Raw genomic sequence first — 17,460 nt, forward strand, 5'->3', positions numbered from 1 at the left:
GGTCTTGCCTGGCCCGATTCTGGTCGTCCCACCCCCATCGAGGCCGGTTTTCCGGCCATCTTGCTTACGATCTCGCTTATCCGCCGCCTGACTGCTTGACGGCTTGCAGACTGCCGTCCACATCGACGCTATCATGTCCACAACCCGCCTGACTATCGACCATCGTTCGGAAGGCCCGCTGAGGCATCCGGAAAAAGCGCATCGGCCGGATAACCCGATCCAGCGCAAGCCGGACTGGATCAGGGTGAAGGCGCCGAATCATCCCGTCTATCATGAGACCAAGGCGTTGATTCGGGACAATCGCCTGGTGACGGTGTGCGAGGAGGCGGCTTGTCCCAATATCGGCGAGTGCTGGTCGCAGCGACATGCCACGATGATGATCATGGGCGACACCTGCACGCGGGCTTGCAGCTTCTGCAACGTCCGCACCGGCCAGCCACTCGATCTTCAGGCGGATGAACCCGACCGTGTCGCCAACGCGGTGGCGAAGCTCGGGTTGCGGCACGTGGTGATCACCTCGGTGGATCGGGACGATCTGGCAGATGGCGGCGCGGCGCATTTCGCCGCCGTGATCCGGGCGATCCGGGGGGCGGCGCCGGAAACCACCATCGAGGTGCTGACCCCCGACTTCCTGCGCAAGCCGGGCGGGGCGGAGATTGTTGCCGGCGCCCGGCCGGACGTGTTCAACCATAATCTGGAGACTGTGCCGCGGCTGTATCCGACGATCCGGCCCGGTGCGCGCTATTACCAGTCGCTGCGGCTGCTGGACCGGGTGAAGCAGATCGATCCGTCGATCTTCACCAAATCCGGTCTTATGGTCGGGTTGGGCGAGACGAAGGCGGAGATCATGCAGGTGATGGACGATCTGCGCATCGCCGACGTCGATTTTCTGACCATCGGCCAGTACTTGCAGCCGACCGTCAAGCACGCGGCGGTCGACCGGTTCGTCACGCCGGATGAGTTTTCCGAGTATGCCTCGATCGCTCGGGCCAAGGGGTTCCTGCTGGTGTCGGCGACACCGCTGACCCGCAGTTCCTATCACGCCGACTCGGATTTCGCGGCGTTGCGTACGGCGCGTGCCGGGAAACTGGCGCAATCGGCAGCCTGATGCTTCCGTACTGATGCCTACTTATGCGGAACGGCAGATCGTACCGTACGCCCCCGAGCAACTGTTCGATCTGGTGGCGGACGTCGGATCCTATCCGAAGTTCCTGCCGTGGTGTGTCGGCGCGCGGGTTCGCAGCCGTAGCGAGACGCAGTTGCTTGCCGATCTCACCATCGGGTTCGGGCCGTTTCGGGAAAGTTTCACCAGCCGGGTCACGTTGGACCGGCCGAACCGCGTGGGGGTGAAATACGAAAATGGGCCGTTCCGCTATTTAAACAATCAGTGGGATTTCTCGCCGCACGGAACGGGTGCCGAGGTGGCGTTCTTCGTCGAGTTCGAGTTCCGCAGCCGCCTCTTGCAGGCGGCGATCGGTGTGGTGTTCAACGAGGCGGTGCGGCGGATGGTGAACGCCTTCCTTAAGCGTGCCCGCGACGTTTATGGTCCGCCTCCGGTTACTTAGGGCATGGCAGCTTCAGGTTGAAGCTACCATGCCCTAACCTGTATGTCTGAGATGGCGATTCACGTTTCAGGTTGAAATCAACCTCAAACGATCGCGCTCTGGAAGGATCTGTCATGGTCTATGCGCCTGTCCGCCCGGATCGGTCCCTGCCGCCGATTCGGGTCAATCTATTCTCCGATACCCAGACCCGGCCGTCCGCCGGCATGAAGGACGCCATGTTGCGGGCCGAAGTCGGCGATGAGCAGAATGGCGACGATCCGACGGTGAACGCGTTGTGCGATCGGATGGCGGCGCTGACGGGGAAGCAGGCGGCCGTATTTCTGCCCACGGGCACCATGTGCAATCAGATTTCCATCCTGGTGCATTGCCGGCCAGGCGACGAAATCCTGGCGCATGAGAGTTCGCACATCATTGCCAATGAAGGCGGCGGCCCCGGTGCGTTGGCCGGTGCGGTGATCCTGGGGTTGCGCGGGGCGCGCGGGATGTTCGACAGCACGACCATGAAGGCGGCGCTGCGGGAGAAGCGGCGGAATGCGCCGCCGCAGACCCTGGTCGCGGTGGAGCAGACGGCGAACGCTGGCGGTGGTGCGGTGTGGCCGCTGGCGCAACTGACCGATGTGCTCTCCACGGCACATGAACTGGGGCTGCGGACCCACATGGATGGTGCCCGGCTGATGAATGCCGTGGTTGCCGCCGGGGTGACGGCGCGGGAGACGGCCGAGCATTGCGATTCGGTGTGGCTGGATTTCACCAAAGGGCTGGGTGCGCCGCTGGGGGCGGTTCTGTGCGGGTCCGAGGCGTTCATCGACGAGGCTTGGCGCTGGAAGCAGCGGCTGGGCGGATCGCTGCGGCAGGCCGGGATGTGTGCGGCGGCCTGCGTGTACGCGTTGGATGAGAACGTCGACCGGCTGGCGGAGGACCATGCCAACGCTCGGGCATTGGCGCGCGGGTTGGCGCAGGTGGCCGGACTGGTGGTGGAGGAGCCGGAGACGAACCTGGTGTTCTTCGATACGCGCGGCACGGGTCTGACAGCGGATGCGCTGGCGGGGAAGGTGCGGCGCGAGGGGGTGTCGATTTCGGTCGTGGACCCATATCGGATGCGGGCTTGCACGCATTTGGATGTCGATGCGGCAGGCGTGGAGTCCGCCGTGCGAACGGTGGCCGAGGCGTTGCGTTAGATCATCCGGTTCATTTTTCGTTAAGAATCTGCCTGTAGGCTTACCCGGTCACGTCACTGGGAGAGTGTTTCATGAGCCGATTTCTTGGCCTTTTGCTTTTGTCCGCTTTGAGTGTGCCGGCACTTGCCGCCGACCCGCCAACAGTGAAGGCGCCGCATCAGCACCATCCGCGTATGACGTGGGAGGCGCATTTCGCCCAAGCCAATCTGGCACATGACGGGCACCTGACCATGGCGGAGGCCAAGGGCGGGGACACCCTGGTGGCGAAGCATTTCGACGAGATCGATGCAACGCATAGAGGCTACGTCACCGAGGATGATATCCGGGCCTGGCGGGAACAGCACAAATCGGCCCGTCACCGTACGAAGACCGGCAGCACGAAGCATCGTGGCACAACGCAGGAGACGCCCGTTGCGGCGACGGGGACCGCGGGTGGGTCCGCGACGGTTGCGAAGCCGTCCAACCCACCGGCCGCGCCTGGGGACATGGCTGGCGGCGCGACTAGAGCGTTTTCACCCTGACTGTGCAGGGTGAAAACGCTCTAGCTCTTTGTTTGATCGCATGATTCACGCGCTCTGGACGTCCCGCCCAGCGCGATCATGCTCTAATAAAAACTGACGGCTACTTCGTTTCGGTCAACTCGGTGGCCAGCGGCGCATGGTTCAGCAGTGCGGCCAGGATGGCTCCGCCCACCGCGTTGCCCAGAAAGGTCGGTATCAGAAAACGGACCACATAGTCTGCAACCGTCGCATGGCCGGTGAAAACGCGGAACGCCGCCTCCACCGATCCGGCGATGATATGCGGGAACTGGCAGATCGCGATGACATAGGTCAGCAAAATGATGATCAGCGCCCGGCTCGCATCCGCCGAGGGCAGCAACCAGACCATCAACCCGATGAGCCACCCGGCCGCCCCGGCGGTCAACATCGTGTGCCAGAACGACCCTTCCAGCGTGTGCGCCGCGACGTCCTGCATTGCCTGCACCGTCGGGTCCGGAAAAATGTTCGGCTGAGCGGCGATCCCGGCGAACACCCAGGTGGCGCCGATATTCGCGGTCAGCACAATGGTCCAGACTCGCAGGGTTTGCAGAACGGTATGCAGGTTTCGCCGCGTCAGCGCCGGAATAAGGGCGGTCAGCGTCGTCTCGGTGAACAATTGCTGGCGCCCGAGGATGACGATCAGGAACCCGACGGAATAGCCGAAACCGGACACCAGCGGCCGCCACGGTGCATCCGGCAGGTGCGCCTGTAACGTCGCCTGCGTCAGGAACGAAAACCCGATCGACAGTCCGGCTGCGATTCCCGACCAGACCAGTCCGTTGAACGACCGTTCGAGTTCCTCCTCGCCCTGGTCGCGGATGATCTCGTGGATCACCAGCGCGCCGATCGGCGCCCCCGCGGCGGCCTGGCGCTGTTCCCGCTGATCCAGATGGGGGGAGGATTCCCCAGCGTCTGCCATGGCCGCTCCCGCTGATGTGCCGGTGCGTAACGCTTGGCGGCTGGGAACGTTGTGGCTGGGTCGGATCACATTCGGGACGGACGGGTTGGCGGGCGGTGCCGATGAACCGGCGCGACGCGCATCCATTGGTGACAACACCGCTGGCCCATGCTTCGCTTACGACGACGCCCCCGCAAACGGACACCCTCTCGTGCAACTCGCGTCCAAAACCTACCAGGCTGACGATATCGCGGCCGTTCAGGAACTCTATCATTCCAACGGCTGGACCGATGGGCTGCCGATCGTGCCGCCGACGCGGGACGCCGTGGAAGCGTGCCTGGAATGGGCGATGATGCCGCCGGACCAGCTTCTGGGGATCGAACCGGTTCGGGCACAGGCGGTGACGGCGGAGAAGCTGGCCGTCAACGCGGTGATGGCGGGCTGTTTGCCGATGCATTTTCCTGTGGTCGCCACCGCTTTCATGGCGATGCTGGATGAAAAATTCCTGCTGCATGGTGCTACCGCCAGCACGGGCGGCTGCGCTGTTTTCGTTCTCCTGAACGGTCCGATCCGGCTTGAGCTCGGCGCCGCGGGCAGCTTCAATGCGCTGGGCAATTCCGATCGCGCGACGGCGGTGATCGGGCGTGCGCTGCGGCTGGCGCTGATCAATATCCTGGATGTGCGGCCGGGCGGGATCGATCGGTCCACACTGGGCCATCCCGGCAAATTCACCTTTTGCGTCGCCGAGGATGAGGAAGACTCGACCTGGCTGTCCCTCGCCGAACAGCGTGGCATGCCGAAGGAAGTGTCCGCCGTGACGGTCATGGCCGCCGGCGCGCCGCGGCAGATCATGAACGAATGGACGACCCGGCCGGAGGAAATCCTGGAGACGTTCGCCGCCGAGATGCGGGCGAACCTGCGGCATTATTCGCTGCACGCCGGCAACTACGCGCTGATCATTCCGAAGCAGTTGCGCGAACACATCCAGGCGGCGGGCTGGAGCAAGACGGACATCGCGGCATTCATCTACGAGCGGGCAAGAATTCCACGCCGCGAATGGGCCGATGTCGGCAAGGGCGCGGTGGTGCGGGATCGGGGCGACAGCATCTATCCGGCCCTGGAATCCCCCGAACATCTGCTCGTCGTGGCGGCGGGTGGGCCGGCGGGCGGGTTCGGCGCAGTGATCCCGCCGTGGCTCGGGCACAAAAGCCAGGCCGTGACGATGGCGATCGGGGCCTGTGTTGACTGTGAACCTCCCAAGGGCTGAAATCTGTCACTGGAGGGAAGGGCGCCATCATGGCTTTCCAGGTTCTGGATCCGACGAATGAGTCCGCGCCGCCGCTGGGGCAGCTTGCGCCGCGGCCGTTGTCGCTGCGGGGGAAGACGGTCGGTTTCATCTCCAACGGCAAAGAGGGGACGAAGGGCTTCTTCGCTCACCTCGATCGGATGTTGCGGGACGAATTCGGTGTGGCCAACGTCGTCAGCCGGGTGAAGTCGAACTACAGCGCGCCGGCGGACGGGTATATCGTGGGTGAGGTCGTCAATTGGGACGCGATCGTGACCGGGATCGGCGACTGAGGCAGTTGCTCGTCGTGCAGTCTGCATGACTCCATTGTTGGCGAACGCTTGGGTGTGCCTGCTGTCGCGGTCATGACGACTCGGTTTGTCAGTGCGGCTGAGTTGATGAGCCGTGTGCTGGGGATGCCCGGGTATGGGTTCGCGGTGATCGCGCACCCGGTCAGCAGCGCGACGGATGACGGGTTGGCCGATATGGCGCGGGCGACGGTCGAGCAGATGCGGCGGCTGCTGGCGCTGGGGTAGGAACCCGGACGGGCTTGGCGTGTTTCTGTGTCGATCGGGAGGGCTGATATGGCGCGCGTCGTTGGCATCGATCACCTGTCGATCCGGGTGAGCAATTACGAGAAATCGAAGGCGTTCTACGAGCGGCTGTTCGCGTTTCTTGGGTTCAAGGTCGAGGCGGACTATCCGGGGACCATGGGATGGACCAACGGTAAGACGCTGTTCTGGATCGCTCAGGCAGATCCACCGCCCCGGAAGCAGCGGCACCATATTGGGGATGTCGGGTTCCATCATTACGCTTTCCGGCTGCGCAGTCGGAAGGATGTGGATGAATTGGATGCGTTCCTACGGGACGACCTGAAGGCCACGATCGTCGATCCGGCGGGGGAATATTACGACGACTATTACGCCGTGTTCTTCCTGGATCCCGACGGCATGAAGCTGGAGGGCATGAAGTGGGGTGAGAACCAGCCGAAAGCGGGCCGCGGCACGTAGCCAGGGGTCGTTACGCCCCCTCGACCCGACCTGGAAATGACGACCACCGCCCTTCCGCGCTTCCTGGCACTCTACGGACTCTTGTTCGCGGCCTTCGGCGTGGCCTCCCCATTCTTCGCCGCTTTCCTCGCGGAGCGTGGGTTGCACCCCGAAGCGATCGGGTTGGTATTGGCCGCCGGCACCGCGGTGCGGCTATTGGCTGGTCCCGCCGGCGGCCGGTTGGCCGATCGACTGCAGGCCCCGCGATCGGTGCTGGTCGCCTATCTGGCCGCCGCCGCATGCATCGCCTTCGGTTACCTGCCGACCGAGGGTCTGCCGCTGCTGTTGTTGGTCAGCATCGCACACGCGATAACATTGGCGCCTCTCACCCCCATCGCCGATGCTCTGACGCTGGACGCCGCGGGCCTGGGGCGGCGCTTCGAATATGGCTGGGTCAGAGGCGCCGGTTCAGCCGCTTTCATCCTGGGCACATTGCTGTCCGGGCAGATCGTCGCCCGTTCCGGCCTGTCCGCGATCATTTGGCTCAATGGAACGCTGCTTGGCCTTGCCGCGTGCTGTGCCCGAGCGTTGCCGGACGGCTTGCGGCGGGCCGCGATCACAACGCGGGAGCGAACCGAACCATTGGGCGCGCTCTTCAAAATTCCATCCTTTCGCCGGTTGATGGCGGTGGCGGCGCTGATTCAGGGCAGTCACGCCCTGCACGACGGTTTCGTGGTCCTCCACTGGCGCAGTTTGGGAATTGCCGACGGCACGATTGGTATCCTGTGGTCGGAATCGGTCGCGTCGGAGGTCATCGTCTTCCTGTTCCTCGGACGTTGGCTGCTGGCCAAACTGGGGCCGGCCGGTGCCTGCATGCTGGCCGCGGCGGGCGGCGTGGTGCGCTGGATTTTGCTGGCGGAGACAACCTCTGTCGCCGCCTCCGCCTTGGCTGAACCGCTGCACGGGCTGACGTTCGCGCTGCAGCATCTGGCGTGCATGCGGCTGATCGGCGCGGTGGTCCCGCCCGGCCTAACAGCCACGGCCCAGGCATTCTACGGCACGGTCGCGGTCGGGGTAGCGTCCGCGGTCCTGACCCTGGGATCAGGACCGCTTTATGCCCGGTGGGGCGCTGGCGGGTTCTGGGTCATGTCGGCGCTGTGTGCGCTGGCCATGCCTGTGGCGTGGGGGTTGCGAAGAAACGCCGAGGCATAGAGCGTTTTGTTTGATCGCATGATTCACGCGCTCTGGACGTTCCGCCCAGCGCGATCATGCGCTAGCGCACCACCTTCAGCCCAGCCAGAAACTGCCGGGCCAGTTCGCGATACACCGTGGCGTTCCGGTCGAACCGGCTGCGTTCCTCGGCATCCATCACCCGTCGCAGTTTGGCAGGCGAACCGGTCCACATCTCGTTCGGACCGATCACCTTGCCTGGCGTCAGCAGGCCCCCGGCGGCGAGCATGCCGCCTTCCTCGATCACCGCGCCGTCCAGCACCGTCGCGCTGATGCCCACGAATGCTCGGTTTTTCAGCGTGCAGGCGTGGATCACGGCGTTGTGGCCGACGGTTACGTCATCCCCGATGAACGTCGAGAATGCCCCCGAATCGACGTGGATCACCGTTCCGTCCTGGATGTTGGTCCGGGCGCCGATGCGGATGGCGTTCATGTCGCCGCGGACCAGGCAGTGGAACCAGATCCCGGTCTCCGATCCGATCACCACGTCGCCGATGACCGCCGCGGTGGGGGCGATGAAGGCATCATCCGCGATCGTCGGCGTGACACCGTCCAGCGAGAAGACGCTTCCGTAACGTTCAGGCATCCGCCAACTCGCGGTCGCCCACGCCGGTATGTAGTCCCAGCATCAAGGCGATGTTTTGCACGGCGGCGCCCGAGGCACCTTTGCCCAGGTTGTCCAACCGAGCGACCAGGACCGCCTGGCGATATTTCTCGTTGGCGTGGACGGTCAGTTCCAGGCGGTCGGTGTCGTTCAGCGCCTCAGGTTCCAGTTTCCCGTCGGCGGGGACATCCACCACACGGACCAGGTCGCAGCCGGCGTAGCGGGCCTTCAGAACGTCAAGCAGGTCCGCGCCAGCGGGTTTTCCGGGTAGCGTGTCCAGGTGCAGCGGGACCGAGACCAGCATGCCCTTCAGGTAGTGCCCGACGGACGGCACGAAGATCGGCCGACGGGTCAGGCCGCTGTACAGTTCGGTTTCCGGGACGTGTTTGTGCTCCAGGCCCAGGCCGTAGAGTTCGAAGGCCGGGCCGTGGGTCGTCTCGTGCGCCTGGATCATTGCCTTGCCGCCGCCGGAGTAGCCGGACACGGCGTTGATGGTGATGGGGTAGTCGGTGGGGATCAGCCCGGCATCGACCAGCGGGCGGATCAGGCCGATTCCACCGGTCGGGTAGCAGCCGGGGTTGGCCACATGCTGGGCGGCGGCGATGCGTTCGGACTGGCCGGGCAGCATTTCGGCGAAACCATAGACCCAGCCGGGGGCGACGCGGTGGGCGGTGCTGGCATCCAGTACTTTCGGCGCAGCGTTGCCCAGGGACGCGGCCATGGCGGCGGATTCGCGGGCGGCGTCATCGGGCAGGCACAGGACGATCAGGTCCACCTCCGCCATGATGTCACGCCGGGCAGCGGGATCGCGACGGCGGTCGGACGGCAGGCTTTTCAGCGTGACCTGGGGCATGGCGCCCAGACGCTCACGGATGCCCAGGCCTGTGGTGCCGGACTCGCCGTCGATAAAGACCGTTGTCATGCGTCGCGATCTCCTTTCCGGGGCGGAAATTCGCGGTATGACGGTGGAAAAGCAAGAGACCTTCGTGCGGGGCTGGTCTGTTGCGCTTGACAGGGGGGATGCAGCCCCCTACCTAGCGCGCCTTCGAGTTTGACCAGGGTAAGTAGCGCGTATCATGAGAGTCCGTAACAGCCTGCGTTCCGCCAAGGTCCGCGACAAGAACTGCCGCGTGGTGCGTCGCCGCGGGCGGGTTTATGTGATCAACAAGAAGAACCCGCGGATGAAGTGCCGCCAGGGCTGATTGGCGTTACCCGCGTTCAGGCGTTGCGCCTCAATCGGTTGGTCAGTCTGCGCTCGAATCCGGCGTTGATCGCCAGCGCGCACAGTTGCGCCGCGACCAGCGCGGTCACGACATAAACGAGGCCGCTGGTTTCCGTGCGCGTGCCGATACGAGCGCCCAGCAGCGTGAAGCCGCGCATCACGAACGGGTGGAACAGATACATCGCATAGGATGCGTCCCCCAGGCGGATCAGTCCGTGCTCCACGGGGCCGATGCGTCCGGGGCGCCGACCGGATACCGCCGCGGCGACCAATAGGGCGCCCGGCAGACCAAACGACCCGATGCGCCATGCGTCGACCTGCTGGTGCAGCCAGGCGATGGCCACCCCGACCAGTACGATCCGAACCCATCCCGGAAGGGTCAATCCCCTGGCGACGGCCAGCGCGAGACCCATGCCCAGGATGAATTCCAGGACGATCGGGTCGGACCAGTAACGCAACGGAACCGACGTCGGACCGACGATCCGGCCGATCGTTACCAGCAGGCACAGCAGGGCCGCGCAGGCCGTCACCGCGCGTGTCCGGGGCAGCAGCAGGAACGGTGTCATCACGAGGTAAAAGAACATCTCGTAGTTCAGCGTCCAGCCAAGACCGAGCGCGGGTTCGACGAGGCCGTCGGGTCGGGCCCAGGGGATGAAGAGGTAACTGGCGAGCACGTAGGCGCTTCCGCCGGTCTCGCCGTGGATCGCCGACCGCTGCAGCAGCGTCGTCGCCAGGAACAGGGTCGTCAGCACCCAATAGAGCGGCACGATCCGGGTGAGCCGCCGATAGAGGAACCGCACGCTGCCCCCGGGCTGGGCGAACAGGTTGGTGGAGGCGTGGACGATGACAAAGCCGGAGATGACGAAGAACACATCGACGCCGGCCGCCCATGGCAGAAATGCGGAAATCTTTGCGATGAGGCCGGCCGGATCACGTCCGGCGGTCATGGCGTCGTTCCCGATATGGACGAAGGCGACGGCCGCGGCGGCAACCGCACGCAGGGCCTGAACCCAGGGGAAAAGCTGGGGGCGCGGCCGTTGGGGTATTGAACCGGTCTGTCCGGGTGCTGTGCAAGCCGGGACCGGCTGGTTCGTCGCGAGCATTCAGATCGTCATCCCCAAGTCATGCGTGTCCGGCTGTATATCGGCTTTTCACACCGCGCGAAGGCGCGGACGCCGTGCGGCGGTTGAAAACCTTGTTCGGGCTGGTCTCGCAGTCTATGTCCGGGTCACTATTTTACCGGAAAATCCAATGACTTCGTTTGATGCCGCATGAACCCCACTGACAATCAGGATGGCGGCCGTGAGACCATCCTGGTCTATCGGGATCGCATCGTCCCCCCGTCGGAACTGCATTTTCTGCGGCGGCTTTACGTCGGCTTCGAGCGTCTCAACCCGCTTTGGGTCGGGCGTTCACGCGACTCCGGGCTGGCCGATCTTGGCGGCGAAGCGGTGTTTCTGGGGCGCGAAGGGGTCTTGGGCGGGGTCGACCGCGAACTGTTCAAGCATCTTGGCGTGCTGCCGCCCGTTCCCGACTTGCGCAGCCGCAGTCCGAAGCTGGTCCATGCCCATTTCGGGCGCGGCGGGGCGCTGGCATTGCCGATCGCGCGCGCGCTGAAGCTGCCGCTGGTGGTGAGTTTCTATGGCGCCGACGCGACGAAGGACAAGCAGTACCGGAAGCGGTTTCCGCCGAGTGTTTTCCAGCGCCGGTTGCAGGCTTTGAAGGACGAAGCGGCGCTGTTCCTGTGCGTTTCGGGCTTCATCAAGGCACAATTGATCACTCGCGGGTTTCCGCCTGAAAAGCTGTTGGTGCAGCACTCCGGGGTCAATATCGACAAGGAATACGGCATGGATGACCCCGCCTCGGGCGGTTACGTTATGTTCGCCGGCCGGTTCGTCGAAAAGAAGGGGATTCCATCGCTGATCGAGGCGGTGCGGCGCCTGGAAGCCGAGGGTCCGACCCTGCGGCTTGTGCTGGTCGGCGACGGTCCGATGGAGGCGGAACTGCGTGGCGCGGCGGCTGCGTTGCGGCATGTCGAATTCCGGGGATGGATGCCCAACGACGAATTGCGCCGCTGGATGCGTGGCGCGCTGGCGCTGTGCGTTCCCAGCCAGCGGGCGTCGGATGGCGACGCCGAGGGACTGCCGACCGTGGTGATTGAGGCGATGGCCGCGGGCACCCCGGTCATCGGGTCCCGCCATGCCGGTATCGGCGAGGCGGTCGAGGATGGGCACACCGGCTTCCTGATCCCCGAACAGGATCCCGAGGCACTGGCGGCTGCGCTGCGGCGGCTGATCGATGAGCCGGGATTGCGCCACCAACTGGGTGAAAATGCCCGGCAGGCGGCCGTCACGCATTTCGACATGGTGGCGCAGTCGCGGCGGTTGGAAGAAAGATTGCTCGGCGTCATGGCGGCGGCGGGCCGGGGTTAGAGCGCGCTGACTGTGAACAGTCAGCGCGCTCTAACTCTTGTTTGATCGCGTGATTCACGCCCTGTTGGCGTTCCGCCCAGGGCGACCACGCTCTAATCTGGCGTTTTGGTTATTGGGGCGGGATTTTAACCGTCGGCAGGGTCTTTTTAGCCCACTCGATCGTCCGTTCCAGGCCGGTCTCGAACGGTGTGTTCGGTACCCATCCCAGGGTTTGCGCGGCCCGATCGATGGCGACCACGGAAACCGGAACGTCGAGCGGGCGGCCCGGCTTCCATTCCAGTCTCAGCGTCTTACCCATCTGCCGTTCGATCGCGGTGATGATGTCACGCAGGCTGCGGCCTCGGCCGCCGCCGATATTGAACACCCGTTCGCTGCCTTGATCGGTGGCCGCGGCCACCAGGGCATCCACGACATCCTCGACGAAGACGAAATCTCGCACCACCGTTCCGTCGCCCCAGATTTCCACTGGCTGATCCCGCAGCGCCCGAGCGATCAGGGCTGCGATGACGCCTTGGTTTTTGAGTGCGATCTGGAAGGGTCCAAACGGATTGGTGATGCGCAGCACGCGAAAATCGAGACCGTGCAGGTGCTGGAACAGCGCCAGGTATTTCTCGATCGCCAGTTTGCTGATGCCGTACGCGCAGATCGGGTCCGTCGGCGCGGTTTCCGGGGTGGGGATTTGCTGGGCCCGGCCGTAGACCGTGCCGCCCGAGGATGCGAAGACGACCCGCTTCACGCCGGATCGGCGGCAATGGTCCAGCAAGGCGAGGGTGGGAATGACGTTGTTCTGGACGTCTGCGGCCATATCCAGGTCGGCCGCCTGCGGCATCGTCGCATGCACCAGGTGGAACACCACGTCGCAGGACTCGATCGCCGCCTCGACCGACGCCGTGTCGGTAAAGTTTCCCTGGCACCATTCCACGCCGTCGAGTTCGGCCGGAAACAGCCGGCGGCGGCCGAATGCTCGGACGCGATACCCGGACGCGGCCAGACGACGGCAGAGATTCGTGCCAATGAACCCGCCGCCGCCAAACACGACGCAGGAGGGCTTTTGAGCGGCCATTGGGCCCTCCAGATGAATGGGCCGAAGATGGTCCGCCGGGTTGGATGATGCAAGGGGATCAAGGCGGGGCCGGTCCGTTGGTTCGGTCGTTGTCGTGATGGCTTGCATCCGGTTTGCGGGCGTGTGACAGGTCCGCTCCATGTTGAAAAGAATATTGGGAAGCGTCCTGCTGGCCGGATTGCTTTTGGCGTCCGCAGCGCAGGCAAATGAACCGCTGCGGCTTGGGCTGCTGCATACATTGTCGCCGGCGCCATTCTACATCGCGCAGGAACGTGGCTACTTCAAGGACGAGGGGATCGACCTGACGTTCCGCTTCTTCCAGGCAGCCCAGCCGATCGCGGCGGCGGCGGTGGCCGGTGATATCGATGTGGGTGTGACCGCGCTGACCGGCGGATTCTTCAACCTGGCGGAAAAGGGCACGTTGAAGGTCATCGGCGGCGCGATGCACGAGGAAAAGGGCTACGAGGGGTCGGCCATCCTGGTCTCGAACAAGGCATTCGATGCCGGCCTGACCAGTATCGACAAGCTGCCGGGCCACAGTCTTGCGATCACGCAATATGGTTCGTCGTTTCACTACATCATGGGGCGGATCGCCGAGGAGCACGGCTTCGACCTGAAATCGATCACCCTGCGGCCGGTGCAGCAGATCGCCAACATGGTGGCGGCGGTGACGTCGGACCAGGTGGATGCGACGATCGCTATCGCCTCGGTCGCCAAACCGCTGGCGGCGTCAGGGCAGGTGCATATCCTGGGCTGGGTGGGCGATGTCGTGCCCTACCAGCTGACCGCGGTGTTCACGACGCCGGCGATGATCGCGAACAAGCCCGATCTGTTGAAGCACTTCGCGGCGGCGTACCAGCGTGGTGTGGCGGATTACCGGGACGCGTTCCTGCGGCTGGATGCGGCCGGGCATCCCGTAGTGGACGCGAAGACCGACGCCGCTGTCGCGCTGCTGACAAAATACGTCTTCACCGGCGATCCGGACGCCAGGCGGAAGATCCTGAGTGGCGTCGGATTTTACGACGCCGGTGGTGCGCTGGATGTGAAGGACGTGGAGAATCAGGTGCGCTGGTTCAAGGCGCAGGGGCTGGTCAAGGGCGATATGGACCCCGCCGTGATGCTCGACACCCATTTCCTGCCCACGCGATGACGGAGGGCCTGCGCCTGACGGTGGATGGCGTCGGTCACCACTACGGCGGGCTGCAAGTGCTGCGCGGCATCTCGCTGACCGCCGAACCGGGTCAGGTGATGGTGCTGGTCGGCCCTTCGGGTTGCGGCAAGTCGACGCTGCTGGGGATCATGGGCGGGATGCTGGCGCCATCCGAGGGCGTGGTGCGCTGCGCCGGGGACGTGCCGGCGGATTGCCTGAACCCGCTGACCTACGTGTTCCAGGATTTTTCCCTGCTGCCGTGGCGGACGGTTGCCGGGAACGTGGCGCTGGTGCTGGAGGATCGCCTGAACCGCACCGACTGTTCGGCGCGGGTGGCCGAGGTACTGGCACTGACCGGTCTGACAGACTTCGCCGGGGCGTGGCCCAGGCAGTTGTCAGGTGGCATGCGGCAGCGTGTGGGGATTGCCCGTGCCCTGGCGGTGCATCCCGCGTGTCTGCTGCTGGATGAGCCGCTGTCGGCGTTGGATGCGCAGACCCGCGACCTGTTGTTGGACGAATTCTCCACGCTGATCACCCAGGCGGGGACGACGACGATCTACGTCACCCATAACCTGGCCGAGGCGGTGCGGCTGGGGCATCAGATCGTCGTGCTGTCCCGCCGGCCTGGCGAGGTCCGCGACGTGCTGCGCGTGGACCGGCCGTTGGCGGAGCGAAGTGCCGCCGATCCGGATCTTGTGGCGCTGGAGCAGCGGCTGTGGCGCATGATCCGTGACGATGCGGCGGTGGCGGAGCGGGAGCGGATCGATGTCGCGTCTTGATGGCCCTGTGGCGTTCCGTGGGGGCGGGTTTGCCCCTCGCGATAGAGCGTGGGCGGCGGTGGCGACGCTGGTCGGGGTCGTGGTGCTGTGGCAGGCGGGCGCTTCGGCCGGGGTAATCCCGACGCTGTTCCTGCCCGCGCCGATCTCCATTGCTCGGGCGTTATGGTCTCTGACCGTCAGTGGCGAGCTGTGGAAGAACCTTTCGGTGTCGCTGATGCGGCTGGCGGTGGGGTGGATTGTCGGCACGGTGTTCGGCATTGGCCTGGGATTGGCGGTGGGGCTGTGGTCGGCGATGCGCTCGCCCGGCATGGCGATCGTGTCGGCGCTGTTTCCGATCCCGAAGATTGCGCTGGTGCCGCTGTTCATCATCTGGTTTGGGATCGGCGAGGGGTCCAAGCTGGCGACGCTGGCATTTGGCGTGTTCTTTCCGACGGTGATCGCGACGGCGGGCGGGGTGGACAATGTGCCTCGTGGGTTAATCCGGATGGGACAGAGCTTCGGGCTGTCGCATGCGGCGATCATCCGCAAGATCGTGCTGCCGGCGGCGCTGCCGGCGATCCTGAGTGGATTCCGCGTCACTGTCTCGATCGCCATCGTGCTGCTGGTGGCGGCGGAAATGATCGGCGCGGAGCGGGGGATCGGCGCGTTCGTGCTGTCCGCGGGGAACCTTTACGACACCGACAATCTGCTGGCGGGGATTGTGGTGCTGTCGGTGCTGGGACTGGTTGTGTCCTGGACGATCGGGCGGCTGGAGCGGATTTTCCTGAAGTGGCGGGCGTGATGGTCAGCCTTTCCTGACGTTCCACATCGCGGTGATTGGTGCCGCAACGAAACCGGTGATGTCCTTGCGATGGGCATATGGAATAAAATACTGCCCGAGCGGAATGAATGGCGGCTCTTGCAGGGCGAGGATTTGGATTTGCGCGGCGATCGATTGTTGTGCCGGAAGGTCCGGGGCGTCGAACCAGGCATCGCGCAGTGCCTCGATTTTTGGGTTCGGCTTGACCGCCGATAGCGGAACGTTGCTGCCGGGGTTCGATGGCCACAGGCCGGCCCAGCCGACCCCATAGCAGCCCCAGCCGGCTCGGACCGCGGGATCGGTGCTGCGGGCGCGCGACGACAAAGTTCCCCAGTCCATTGCCTGATAATCGACGTTGAGCCCGAGCTGCTGGAACAAGGCGCGCGCGACTTCGCTCATGGCATGGTATTCGGGGATTTCGGGTGACATCAGAACGATCTTCTCGCCCTTGTAGCCGGATTCGGCGATCAATCGTTTCGACGCGGCCAGATCGCGCTTGCCGGTCAGGATCTCCATGCCGGCGTTGGAGGCGAATGGCGATCCGGGGGTAAATATTCCCATGCCGGTGCGGGCGGCGCCGGGCACATCGCCGACGATTGCCTCCATGAATTCCTGCTGGTTGATCGCCGGCAGCAGGGCGTGCAGCAGCTTTGTGTTGTCGAAGGGCGGGGCGGCGTTGTTGACCCACAGGATGGCGAAGAAGCCCATCGGATCGACCTGCGTGACGGCCACGCCGGGGGCGGTTTTGAGGGTCGGCACCAGGTCGAGCAAGGGACGTTCGATCCAATCGATCTCCCCGGTTTGCAGCGCGGCAGCGGCGGTGGCGGGATCGGGGATGAAGTGCCACTCGACACGATCGAAGTGCGCGACTTTGCCGCCGGCCCAACTCGACGGCGCCTCCTGACGAGGAACGTAGGTTTCGTTGCGCGCATAGGCAGCGTGCGCGCCGGTCACGAATTCGTCCTTCAGGAAATGGAATGGTCCGCTTCCGGTCTGGTCTTCGATCGGTTTCGAAATGTCGGTGTTGGCCAGGTGCTCCGGCCGGATGAAGCAGGTGGTGGCGCCAAGGCCGTACAGCATGTGGGCGTACGGACGTTTCAGGCGGATCTCGAAACTGGTGTCGTCCAGGGCTTTCATTTCGTCCAGGCGCGCCGCCATCCGCTGGCCGAACGGGTCTCGCTTTGCCCAGCGGGCGATGGATGCGACGCAGTCCGTGGCTCGTACTTTCTCATTGTCGTGGAAGCGCAGGCCATCGCGCAGGGTGAAACGCCACCGCAGCTTGTCGTCGGACAGTTCGTGGCCGGCCGCCATTTGCGGCTGTGCTGTGTAGGCCTGGTCCAGACCGTAGAGTTGGTCGCAGGTCATATAGGCGTGCTCCAACCCGATGATGGAGATCGCCCAGACAGGGTCCATGACGATGAGGTTGGAGTAGGGCACATAGCGCAGCGTCCGGGCGGCGGCCTGCGCGGCGGAGCGCCTGACGGGCAGTGCGGCTGCCGCGGTCAAGGCCAGTGCGCTACGGCGGCCGATTGCGTGCTTGCCTGTTGGCATCGCGTTTCTCCCTGTTGTCCGTTGTTCCGGACTCGGGCGGAGCAAAGCCGATATCGCCGGGTTTGCCAAATGGCAGCCAGCAGGGGAATCGCTTGAATGTCTCACGCGGTGCGTCGGATGATTTTCTCCAGGTAATCTTGGTTCCAGCCCGCGCGTTTACGGCGGTTTTTCAAGCT

At 64.6% G+C, this 17,460-nt stretch carries 19 protein-coding genes; 13 read left to right on the top strand and 6 right to left on the bottom strand.

Annotation, left to right across the window (positions count from 1 at the left end; translation table 11 throughout):
- Positions 1 to 133 precede the first annotated feature (133 nt).
- The 4 genes from lipA (at position 134) to GSQ89_RS36735 (ending at position 3,264) form a co-directional block, all read left to right on the top strand.
- A complete protein-coding gene (gene lipA, locus GSQ89_RS36720) occupies positions 134 to 1,108 on the top strand; it encodes a lipoyl synthase (RefSeq protein WP_158933065.1) in 975 nt (324 codons plus the stop codon).
- Between the two features lie 13 nt (positions 1,109 to 1,121).
- Positions 1,122 to 1,565 (top strand): type II toxin-antitoxin system RatA family toxin, encoded by a 444-nt coding sequence (locus GSQ89_RS36725; protein WP_158933066.1) that lies wholly within the window; start codon positions 1,122 to 1,124, stop codon positions 1,563 to 1,565.
- Positions 1,566 to 1,678: 113 nt separating this feature from the next.
- Complete coding sequence (locus tag GSQ89_RS36730; protein ID WP_158933067.1) at positions 1,679 to 2,743, top strand: low specificity L-threonine aldolase; 1,065 nt, start codon at positions 1,679 to 1,681, stop codon at positions 2,741 to 2,743.
- A gap of 71 nt (positions 2,744 to 2,814) precedes the next feature.
- Entirely contained in the window at positions 2,815 to 3,264 is a 450-nt protein-coding gene (locus tag GSQ89_RS36735) for a hypothetical protein (protein WP_158933068.1), read from the top strand.
- Positions 3,265 to 3,364: 100 nt separating this feature from the next.
- Here the strand turns inward: GSQ89_RS36735 and GSQ89_RS36740 are convergent, their stop codons facing one another.
- Complete coding sequence (locus GSQ89_RS36740; protein ID WP_158933069.1) at positions 3,365 to 4,201, bottom strand: formate/nitrite transporter family protein; 837 nt, start codon at positions 4,199 to 4,201, stop codon at positions 3,365 to 3,367.
- Positions 4,202 to 4,391: 190 nt separating this feature from the next.
- On the opposite strand from GSQ89_RS36740, the gene GSQ89_RS36745 reads away from it, so the two are divergent.
- The 4 genes from GSQ89_RS36745 to GSQ89_RS36765 are packed head-to-tail and all read left to right on the top strand — an operon-like array spanning position 4,392 to position 7,666.
- On the top strand, positions 4,392 to 5,447 hold the full coding sequence (locus GSQ89_RS36745) for a hypothetical protein (protein ID WP_158933070.1): 1,056 nt from the start codon (positions 4,392 to 4,394) through the stop codon (positions 5,445 to 5,447).
- A gap of 29 nt (positions 5,448 to 5,476) precedes the next feature.
- The gene (locus GSQ89_RS39935) at positions 5,477 to 6,001 is read left to right on the top strand and encodes a UGSC family (seleno)protein (RefSeq protein ID WP_305782271.1); all 525 of its coding nucleotides are present in this window, start codon (positions 5,477 to 5,479) and stop codon (positions 5,999 to 6,001) included.
- A gap of 48 nt (positions 6,002 to 6,049) precedes the next feature.
- Entirely contained in the window at positions 6,050 to 6,475 is a 426-nt protein-coding gene (locus tag GSQ89_RS36760; protein ID WP_158933073.1) for a VOC family protein, read from the top strand.
- A gap of 36 nt (positions 6,476 to 6,511) precedes the next feature.
- On the top strand, positions 6,512 to 7,666 hold the full coding sequence (locus GSQ89_RS36765) for an MFS transporter (protein WP_158933074.1): 1,155 nt from the start codon (positions 6,512 to 6,514) through the stop codon (positions 7,664 to 7,666).
- Between the two features lie 61 nt (positions 7,667 to 7,727).
- Here the strand turns inward: GSQ89_RS36765 and GSQ89_RS36770 are convergent, their stop codons facing one another.
- Together GSQ89_RS36770 and argC are read right to left on the bottom strand one after the other, a co-directional pair.
- The gene (locus GSQ89_RS36770; RefSeq protein ID WP_158933075.1) at positions 7,728 to 8,270 is read right to left on the bottom strand and encodes a gamma carbonic anhydrase family protein; all 543 of its coding nucleotides are present in this window, start codon (positions 8,268 to 8,270) and stop codon (positions 7,728 to 7,730) included.
- Positions 8,263 to 9,210, bottom strand: coding sequence for an N-acetyl-gamma-glutamyl-phosphate reductase (argC, locus tag GSQ89_RS36775; RefSeq protein ID WP_158933076.1), 948 nt, complete (start codon positions 9,208 to 9,210; stop codon positions 8,263 to 8,265). Before argC ends, GSQ89_RS36770 begins: the two co-directional genes overlap by 8 nt.
- Before the next feature lie 154 nt (positions 9,211 to 9,364).
- Here argC and ykgO point away from each other — a divergent pair, with 154 nt between their 5' ends.
- Positions 9,365 to 9,490, top strand: coding sequence for a type B 50S ribosomal protein L36 (ykgO, locus tag GSQ89_RS36780; protein ID WP_158933077.1), 126 nt, complete (start codon positions 9,365 to 9,367; stop codon positions 9,488 to 9,490).
- A 16-nt stretch (positions 9,491 to 9,506) separates the two neighbouring features.
- Here the strand turns inward: ykgO and GSQ89_RS36785 are convergent, their stop codons facing one another.
- A complete protein-coding gene (locus GSQ89_RS36785; protein WP_158933078.1) occupies positions 9,507 to 10,613 on the bottom strand; it encodes an acyltransferase in 1,107 nt (368 codons plus the stop codon).
- A gap of 168 nt (positions 10,614 to 10,781) precedes the next feature.
- Here GSQ89_RS36785 and GSQ89_RS36790 point away from each other — a divergent pair, with 168 nt between their 5' ends.
- Entirely contained in the window at positions 10,782 to 11,942 is a 1,161-nt protein-coding gene (locus GSQ89_RS36790) for a glycosyltransferase (RefSeq protein WP_158933079.1), read from the top strand.
- Positions 11,943 to 12,051: 109 nt separating this feature from the next.
- Here the strand turns inward: GSQ89_RS36790 and GSQ89_RS36795 are convergent, their stop codons facing one another.
- A complete protein-coding gene (locus tag GSQ89_RS36795) occupies positions 12,052 to 13,005 on the bottom strand; it encodes an NAD-dependent epimerase/dehydratase family protein (RefSeq protein WP_158933080.1) in 954 nt (317 codons plus the stop codon).
- A gap of 139 nt (positions 13,006 to 13,144) precedes the next feature.
- On the opposite strand from GSQ89_RS36795, the gene GSQ89_RS36800 reads away from it, so the two are divergent.
- The 3 genes from GSQ89_RS36800 to GSQ89_RS36810 are packed head-to-tail and all read left to right on the top strand — an operon-like array spanning position 13,145 to position 15,715.
- Positions 13,145 to 14,155, top strand: coding sequence for an ABC transporter substrate-binding protein (locus GSQ89_RS36800; RefSeq protein ID WP_158933081.1), 1,011 nt, complete (start codon positions 13,145 to 13,147; stop codon positions 14,153 to 14,155).
- Positions 14,152 to 14,934: an ABC transporter ATP-binding protein gene (locus tag GSQ89_RS36805; RefSeq protein WP_254073555.1), complete on the top strand. Its 783-nt coding sequence runs from the start codon at positions 14,152 to 14,154 to the stop codon at positions 14,932 to 14,934. Before GSQ89_RS36800 ends, GSQ89_RS36805 begins: the two co-directional genes overlap by 4 nt.
- Entirely contained in the window at positions 14,921 to 15,715 is a 795-nt protein-coding gene (locus GSQ89_RS36810) for an ABC transporter permease (RefSeq protein WP_158933082.1), read from the top strand. Before GSQ89_RS36805 ends, GSQ89_RS36810 begins: the two co-directional genes overlap by 14 nt.
- Before the next feature lie 3 nt (positions 15,716 to 15,718).
- Here the strand turns inward: GSQ89_RS36810 and GSQ89_RS36815 are convergent, their stop codons facing one another.
- Positions 15,719 to 17,284, bottom strand: coding sequence for an ABC transporter substrate-binding protein (locus GSQ89_RS36815; RefSeq protein ID WP_158933083.1), 1,566 nt, complete (start codon positions 17,282 to 17,284; stop codon positions 15,719 to 15,721).
- Between the last annotated feature and the right edge of the window lie 176 nt (positions 17,285 to 17,460).

The sequence above is a fragment of the Acidisphaera sp. S103 genome (genome assembly GCF_009765975.1).
Taxonomy (GTDB): domain Bacteria; phylum Pseudomonadota; class Alphaproteobacteria; order Acetobacterales; family Acetobacteraceae; genus Rhodopila.